The 6,000-nt window shown below is 75.7% G+C and carries 8 protein-coding genes; 3 read left to right on the forward strand and 5 right to left on the reverse strand.

Annotation, left to right across the window (positions count from 1 at the left end):
• Positions 1 to 3: 3 nt before the first annotated feature.
• Positions 4 to 744 carry a hypothetical protein gene (locus OF117_RS01140; protein WP_263550948.1) on the forward strand — a complete coding sequence of 247 codons (741 nt, stop codon included), beginning with the start codon at positions 4 to 6 and terminating at the stop codon, positions 742 to 744.
• 38 nt (positions 745 to 782) lie between these two features.
• Here OF117_RS01140 and OF117_RS01145 read toward each other — a convergent pair whose 3' ends face one another.
• On the reverse strand, positions 783 to 1,670 hold the full coding sequence (locus OF117_RS01145) for a class I SAM-dependent methyltransferase (protein WP_263550949.1): 888 nt from the start codon (positions 1,668 to 1,670) through the stop codon (positions 783 to 785).
• Between the two features lie 61 nt (positions 1,671 to 1,731).
• Between OF117_RS01145 and OF117_RS01150 the strand changes: the two genes are divergently transcribed.
• The gene (locus OF117_RS01150) at positions 1,732 to 2,352 is read left to right on the forward strand and encodes a PadR family transcriptional regulator (protein ID WP_263550950.1); all 621 of its coding nucleotides are present in this window, start codon (positions 1,732 to 1,734) and stop codon (positions 2,350 to 2,352) included.
• A 14-nt stretch (positions 2,353 to 2,366) separates the two neighbouring features.
• Here OF117_RS01150 and OF117_RS01155 read toward each other — a convergent pair whose 3' ends face one another.
• The 3 genes from OF117_RS01155 to fabG all read right to left on the reverse strand — a co-directional run bounded on the left by OF117_RS01155 (position 2,367) and on the right by fabG (position 5,075).
• Entirely contained in the window at positions 2,367 to 3,530 is a 1,164-nt protein-coding gene (locus OF117_RS01155; protein WP_263550951.1) for a ferrochelatase, read from the reverse strand.
• A gap of 61 nt (positions 3,531 to 3,591) precedes the next feature.
• Positions 3,592 to 4,371, reverse strand: coding sequence for an enoyl-ACP reductase FabI (fabI, locus tag OF117_RS01160; RefSeq protein ID WP_263550952.1), 780 nt, complete (start codon positions 4,369 to 4,371; stop codon positions 3,592 to 3,594).
• The gene (gene fabG / locus OF117_RS01165) at positions 4,371 to 5,075 is read right to left on the reverse strand and encodes a beta-ketoacyl-ACP reductase (RefSeq protein ID WP_263550953.1); all 705 of its coding nucleotides are present in this window, start codon (positions 5,073 to 5,075) and stop codon (positions 4,371 to 4,373) included. Before fabG ends, fabI begins: the two co-directional genes overlap by 1 nt.
• A gap of 110 nt (positions 5,076 to 5,185) precedes the next feature.
• Between fabG and OF117_RS01170 the strand changes: the two genes are divergently transcribed.
• Positions 5,186 to 5,557 carry a hypothetical protein gene (locus OF117_RS01170; RefSeq protein ID WP_263550954.1) on the forward strand — a complete coding sequence of 124 codons (372 nt, stop codon included), beginning with the start codon at positions 5,186 to 5,188 and terminating at the stop codon, positions 5,555 to 5,557.
• Here the strand turns inward: OF117_RS01170 and OF117_RS01175 are convergent.
• Positions 5,514 to 5,735, reverse strand: a complete 222-nt coding sequence (locus OF117_RS01175; RefSeq protein WP_263550955.1) for a hypothetical protein — start codon at positions 5,733 to 5,735, stop codon at positions 5,514 to 5,516. The two genes, OF117_RS01170 and OF117_RS01175, sit on opposite strands and share 44 nt — an antisense overlap.
• Positions 5,736 to 6,000: the final 265 nt, after the last annotated feature.

The raw sequence follows: 6,000 nt of genomic DNA on the forward strand, positions 1-6,000 counted from the left end.
GGCGTGCACGACCACCCCGCCGGGCGCTTCGCGGTCTGGGCGACCGCCTGGCTCACCGGCCGCACCTCCTACGACGACGCGCTCGACGCGCTGCTCGGCAGCACCGCCCACCGCGTGGCCGGCGTGCCCGGCACGACCGGCGCGGTGTCGCTGGGCCGGGCCCTGACCGAGCTGCGCGGCCTGGGCGAGCGCCGGTTCCGGCTGGTGCTGCCCGTGCCGGGCGACGTCCGCGGGTTGCCCCGGGTGGGCGGGCTGACCGCCCTGGCGCTGGAGTCGGGACAGGCGGCGGTGGGCGAGCGGCTGGCCCTCGTACCCGAGGCGCTGGGCCCCGAGGCGGTCGCGTGGACGGCCTTCGACCTCACCGGGGCCGACCCGGTGCCGCCGCAGGCGGAGGGCAGCCTGCGCGCGGTCTCCGGGCAGCTCGACCTCGCCGTGACCGACGCGGCCCGCACGCTGGTCGCGCTCGACCTGGCCCGGTGGAACCCCGAGGTGCCCGCGCTGCTGGCCGACCTGGCCCGCTCGACGCGGGCGCCCGGGCTGCCGCCCGACCACGACCCGCTGGCCCTCTCGGTGCTGGGCCGGGCGCAGCGGCTGGCCGCCGTCCTCGACCTGGCGATGGCCGACGCGCCGGGCGGCGCGGTGAACCACGCCCAGGCGGCTGCGCGGGACGACGCGCTGCGACCCCTCGCCGACGCCGTCCGGGAGGCCACCGCGGCCGCCTTCAACTGGCTGCCGCGGAACTGACCGCTCGCTGCCGGGCGCCCGGAGGCCCGAGGGCGGGTTCAGCTCCCGTCCGCGGACGATGCCCCGGGATCCGCCCGCCGCGCCGTGATGAGCCAGGTCGCGGAACCGAACACGACGCCGTCCTCCGTCGCGTGCGCCTCGGCGGCACGGCGGAACGTCTCGACGGCGTGGGCGCGGCCGTCCTCGTCCAGGCCCTCGAGCATCCACCCGGCGACCCCGAGGACGAAGGCGACCGCGTCGTCGACGTCGCGACCGAACTCCTCCGGCTCGGTCAGCGGCCGGACCCGGATCTCCCCGAATCCCGCCGCGCGCAGGACGGTGCGGACGTGGTCCGGCTCGGCGAAGGCGAACGGGCCCGGGCTACCGGGCGGCGGCACCGGGACCGGGCGTCCGGCGAGGAACGCGCCGACGATCTGCTGGAACCACTCGTTCCGGCTGGGCGCCTGCCACACCAGCAGCGCCAGCCGCCCGGCGGGCGCGAGCGCCGCGCCGATGTTCGCGAAGGCGGCGACCGGGTCGCCGAAGAACGTGCAGCCGGTGCGGCTGACGGCCACGTCGAACGAGCCCGCGCCGAAGCGGTGCACCTGCGCGTCGGCCTGGAGGAACAGGACGTTCGTCAGACCCTCGCGGGTCGCGGCCCTGCGCGCGGCGTCCAGCATGGCCGAGGAGAGGTCGACGCCGACCACCGAACCGGCGGGAACCCGGCGGGCGACGTCCCGGGCCGTCCCCCCGGTGCCGCAGCCGATGTCGAGGACCCGGTCGCCCGGGGACAGCTCCGCCGCCTCGAGCAGGGGCGGCTGGTAGCGGGCGACGGCGCGGTCGAAGTAGCCGGCGTGCGCGGCCCAGAAGGCACCCTCCTCGCCGTCCCAGGCCCGGAGCTGCTCGGTGTTCGACGGGTGGACCTCCACCGCAGAGGTGATGACCACGGGACACCGTCCCTCGTATAGTCCCATCGGGATGATGGAGACTTACTCCCAAGGGGAGGACATGTCAAGGGCCGGGCTCAGCACCACCTCGTTCGCCATCCTGGGGCTGCTGGCCGTCCGGCCGTGGAGCACCTACGAGCTGACCCGCCAGATGGACCGCAGTCTCGGCCGCCTGTGGCCGCGCGCCCGGAGCAAGCTCTACGAGGAACCCAGGAAGCTGGTCGAGGCCGGCCTCGCGGTCGCCCGGGCCGAGTACGTGGGACGCCGTCCGCGCACCGTCTACGAGATCACGCCGCAGGGCCGGGCGGCACTCGCGGAGTGGCTGGCCCGGCCCGGCGCGGGACCGGTGCTCGAGTTCGAGCAGCTGCTCAAGGTGTGGTTCGCCGAGCACGGCACCCGGCAGGACGCCCTGGAGAACATCGCGGCCGCCCGTCGGTGGGCGGAGGAGCGCAACGAGGAGAACCAGCGGGCGGCGCGGGCGTACCTCGCCGGCGAGGGCCCCTTCCAGGCGCGGGCCGCCCAGACGATGCTGGTCGGCGCCTTCCTCACCGACTTCTACGCCCTCGTCGCGCGCTGGGCCGACTGGGCCGCCGCGGTCGTCGAGGACTGGCCCGAGGATCCGGCGCGCGCGACGCCGGACCGCGCCGCCCTCGAGGACATCGTCCGCCGCGCCGACTGGTGACCCCTGCGATCCCGTCAGCGGGGCGACGGCACCGTCCCGCGGTGGAGGCCCGCTGGCCCGCCGGCGAAACAGCAGTGCGCGGGGCAGCCGGTGCCCAGCCGCGGCACGGTCCCGGCGCGGCGCTCCGCCAGCAGCTCGCGCACCATGGCCACGAACGCGGGATGGGTGCCCGCAGTCGCGGCGCGCGCGAAGGCCAGCCCGAGCTTCCCGGCGGTCTCGCGCGCCTCGTTGTCGAGGTCCCAGACCACCTCGACGTGGTCGCTGACGAAGCCGATCGGGAAGACGACGACGGCCCGCTCCCCCGCCTCGGCGAGCGCCTCGAGGTGGTCGTTGACGTCCGGCGCCAGCCACGGCACGGACGGCGGCCCGCTGCGCGACTGCCAGACCAGGTCGAACCCGCGGCCGGGCGCCACGGCGTCGACCACCAGCCGCGCCGAGCGGAGCAGCTCCTCCTGGTACACCCCGCCGGTCGGCCCGGCCACGGCGGCCATCGCGTCCGGGATGCTGTGCGCGGTCGCGACCAGACGGGCGCCGTCGCGCAGGTCGTCGGGGAGCTGCGCCAGCGCGGCGGCCAGCGCGTCGGCGTTGGCCCGCACGAAGCCGGGGTGGTCGCCGTAGTGCGGCAGCTTCTCCGCGGTCGGTCCGCCACCCGGCGCGGCACCGGTCAGCACCGAGCGGGCCCGCGCGATGTCCTCGTGGTACTGCCGGCACCCCGACCACGAGGCGAAGCCGGACGTCGGGAAGACGTAGACGTGCTCGATGCCGTCGTCCGCCATCCGCCGCCAGACGTCCTCGACGTACGGCGCCCAGTTCCGGTTGCCCCAGTAGACCGGCAGGTCGACGCCGGCCGCGGCGAGGTCGGCCTCGACGGCGGCGACCAGCGCCCGGTTCTGCTCGTTGATCGGGCTGACCCCGCCGAGGTGGTGGTAGTGCTCGGCGACGGCGAGCAGCCGCTCCCGCGGGATGCCGCGGCCGCGGGTGACGTTCTCCAGGAACGGCATGACGTCGTCGTGCCCCTCGGGCCCGCCGAAGGAGAGCACGAGCAGCGCCTCCCGCCGTCCGGCCGGAGCCGGCGCGGCCGACGGCGGCGTGCCGCCGTTGTTGCGGACGGCGAGCGACGGGTCCTCGTCGGGTCGCTGTCCGGCGGGGGTGATGTCGACGTCGGTCTCGAGCGGCACGGCTGTTCTTCTCCTCAGGACCGCCGGCGGATGCAGCCCCGCACGGTGCGCGGCGCCGGACTCACACGCCCACGGCGTGGAAGCCCCCGTCGACGTGCACGATCTCCCCGGTGGTGGCCGGGAACCAGTCCGACAGCAGGGCGCAGACCGCCCTGCCGGACGGCTCCGTGTCGGTGACCGACCAGCCGAGCGGGGCGCGCTTCTCCCACGCGTCCTCGAACTGCTCCGACCCGGGGATGGACTTCATCGCCATGCTCCGCAACGGGCCGGCGGCGACCAGGTTCACCCGGACGCCCTCCGGGCCGAGCTCGCGCGCCAGGTAGCGGCTGGTCGACTCCAGCGCCGCCTTGGCCGCGCCCATCCACCCGTAGACCGGCCAGGCGACCGAGGCGTCGAAGGTCAGGCCGACCACCGATGCCCGCTCGCCGAACAGCGGCCGGCAGGCGTGGGTCAGGGAGGCCAGCGACCAGGTCGACACCTGGAAGGCGGTGGCGGCGTGCTCCCACGCCACCTCGGTGAAGCCCTCCCCCATGGCCTCCTGGGGCGCGAAGCCGATGGAGTGGACGACGCCGTCCAGGGTGGCCCCCTCACCGCCGAGGTGCTCGCGCAGCCGGTCGGCGAGGGTGGCCAGGTGCTCGGCGTCGGTGACGTCGAGCTCGACGACCGGCGCCTCCCGAGGGAGGCGCTTGGCGATGCGCTGGCACAGCGACATCGCGCGGCCGAAGTTGGACAGGACGACGGTGGCGCCCTCCTCCTGGGCGATGCGGGCGGTCGCGTAGGCGATCGACGCCTCGGTGAGGACGCCGGTGACCAGGATCTTCTTGCCCTCCAGAATGCCCATCAGTGCCCCATCCCCATCCCGCCGTCCACCGGGACGACCGCCCCGGTGATGTAGCCGGCCGCGTCGCCGGCCAGGAACCGGACGACGCCGGCGACCTCGTCCGCGTCGGCGTACCGGCCGAGCGGGATCTGCCCGAGGATCTCCTTCTGCCGGGCCTCGGGCAGGGCCGCGGTCATGTCGGTGGTGACGAAGCCCGGCGCGACGACGTTGGCGGTGATGCCGCGGCTGCCGAGCTCCCGGGCGACCGAGCGCGCGAGGCCGACCAGGCCGGCCTTGCTCGCCCCGTAGTTGGCCTGCCCGGCCGACCCGCTCAGGCCGACGACCGAGGAGATGAAGATCATCCGCCCCCACCGGGCGCGGACCATCTTGGCCGCCGCCCGCTTGGCCACCCGGTAAGCGGCGGTCAGGTTGGCGTCGACGACGTCGGTGAAGTCCTCCTCCTTCATCCGCATCAGCAGCCCGTCACGGGTGATGCCGGCGTTGCTGACCAGCACCTCGACCGGCCCCTGCTGCTCCTCCACCTCGCTGAACGCGCGGTCGACGGCCTCGGCGTCGGTGACGTCGCACTGCACGCCGAACAGGCCCTCGGGAGCGCCGCTGCCGCGGTGGGTCACCGCCACCGAGTCGCCGTGCTCGGCGAAGGAACGGGCGATGGCCAGCCCGATCCCCCGGTTGCCGCCGGTCACCAGCACCGACCTGCCCATCCGCCCTCCCTCACCGGCCTGCTCCGTCCGTCCGAACCTAGTGCGTCGGTGCCGGGCCCACCTGCCGCGGTCCGGGCGCAGGACGCCGCTGCGACGGTCAGACTGGTGCGGTGGACCGGCTGCCCTCCGACCGTCCGGCGGCGGCACGCGGCGTCGTCCGCCTGCTGAACACCGCGAGCGGCGGGACGCTGTGCCTGGCCGGTGCGGTGGACGACGCCGCCGTCGAGTCGTTCCTGCGGCGCTACGGGCCCGAGCCGGCGCGGGTCACGACCATCGACGCCCGCTCGGCGATCTCCCTGTCCGAGCCCGCGGTGCAGCTCGTGCTCGACCACCTCGCCGCCGCCGAACGGGGCGGGCGGCCGCTCCAGCTGCGCCGGTCCGACCCGGTGGAACGGCTGCTGGCCCGCGCCCGGGGAGGCCCCGGTCCCCGAGGGGCCGCTACTGGCTCGGCTGGGGGAGCTGGCAGTCCACCTGCGGGTTGAGACCGACGTAGTTGAGCGGCCCGGCCACGATCGTGACGACGATCGTGAGCGCGCTGGCGCAGCTGGTGTCGCCACTGGCGAAGTACCCGCGCTGCGCGGCCGCGATCGCGCCGATGACGAGCCAGACCAGGAGCAGGACCGTGCCGATGCTCGTCGCCCTGCCGCTTCGGGTCCGCATCCGCTGCACCTACCCGGGATCGACCCCGGCCATGCCGAGCCGGCCAGGGGACGAGCAGCCGACCCGTGCGGCGAGCCGGCTGTCGCACCGTGTCCCTGCAGCGGACCTCAATCGGCGGCCCCGTCCGGCGGTGCCTCGCCCGACTCGGCGGACCCGTGAGGCGTGACCGGCTCCTCCGGCGGCAGCGGCTCCTCCGGCGGGAGCGGTTCCTCCGCCGGCGCCGGCTCGACCGGCGGCGCGGGCTCGACCGGCTCGACCGGCGGCG

The organism is Geodermatophilus sp. YIM 151500, assembly GCF_025716945.1.
Classification (GTDB): Bacteria; Actinomycetota; Actinomycetes; order Mycobacteriales; family Geodermatophilaceae; genus YIM-151500.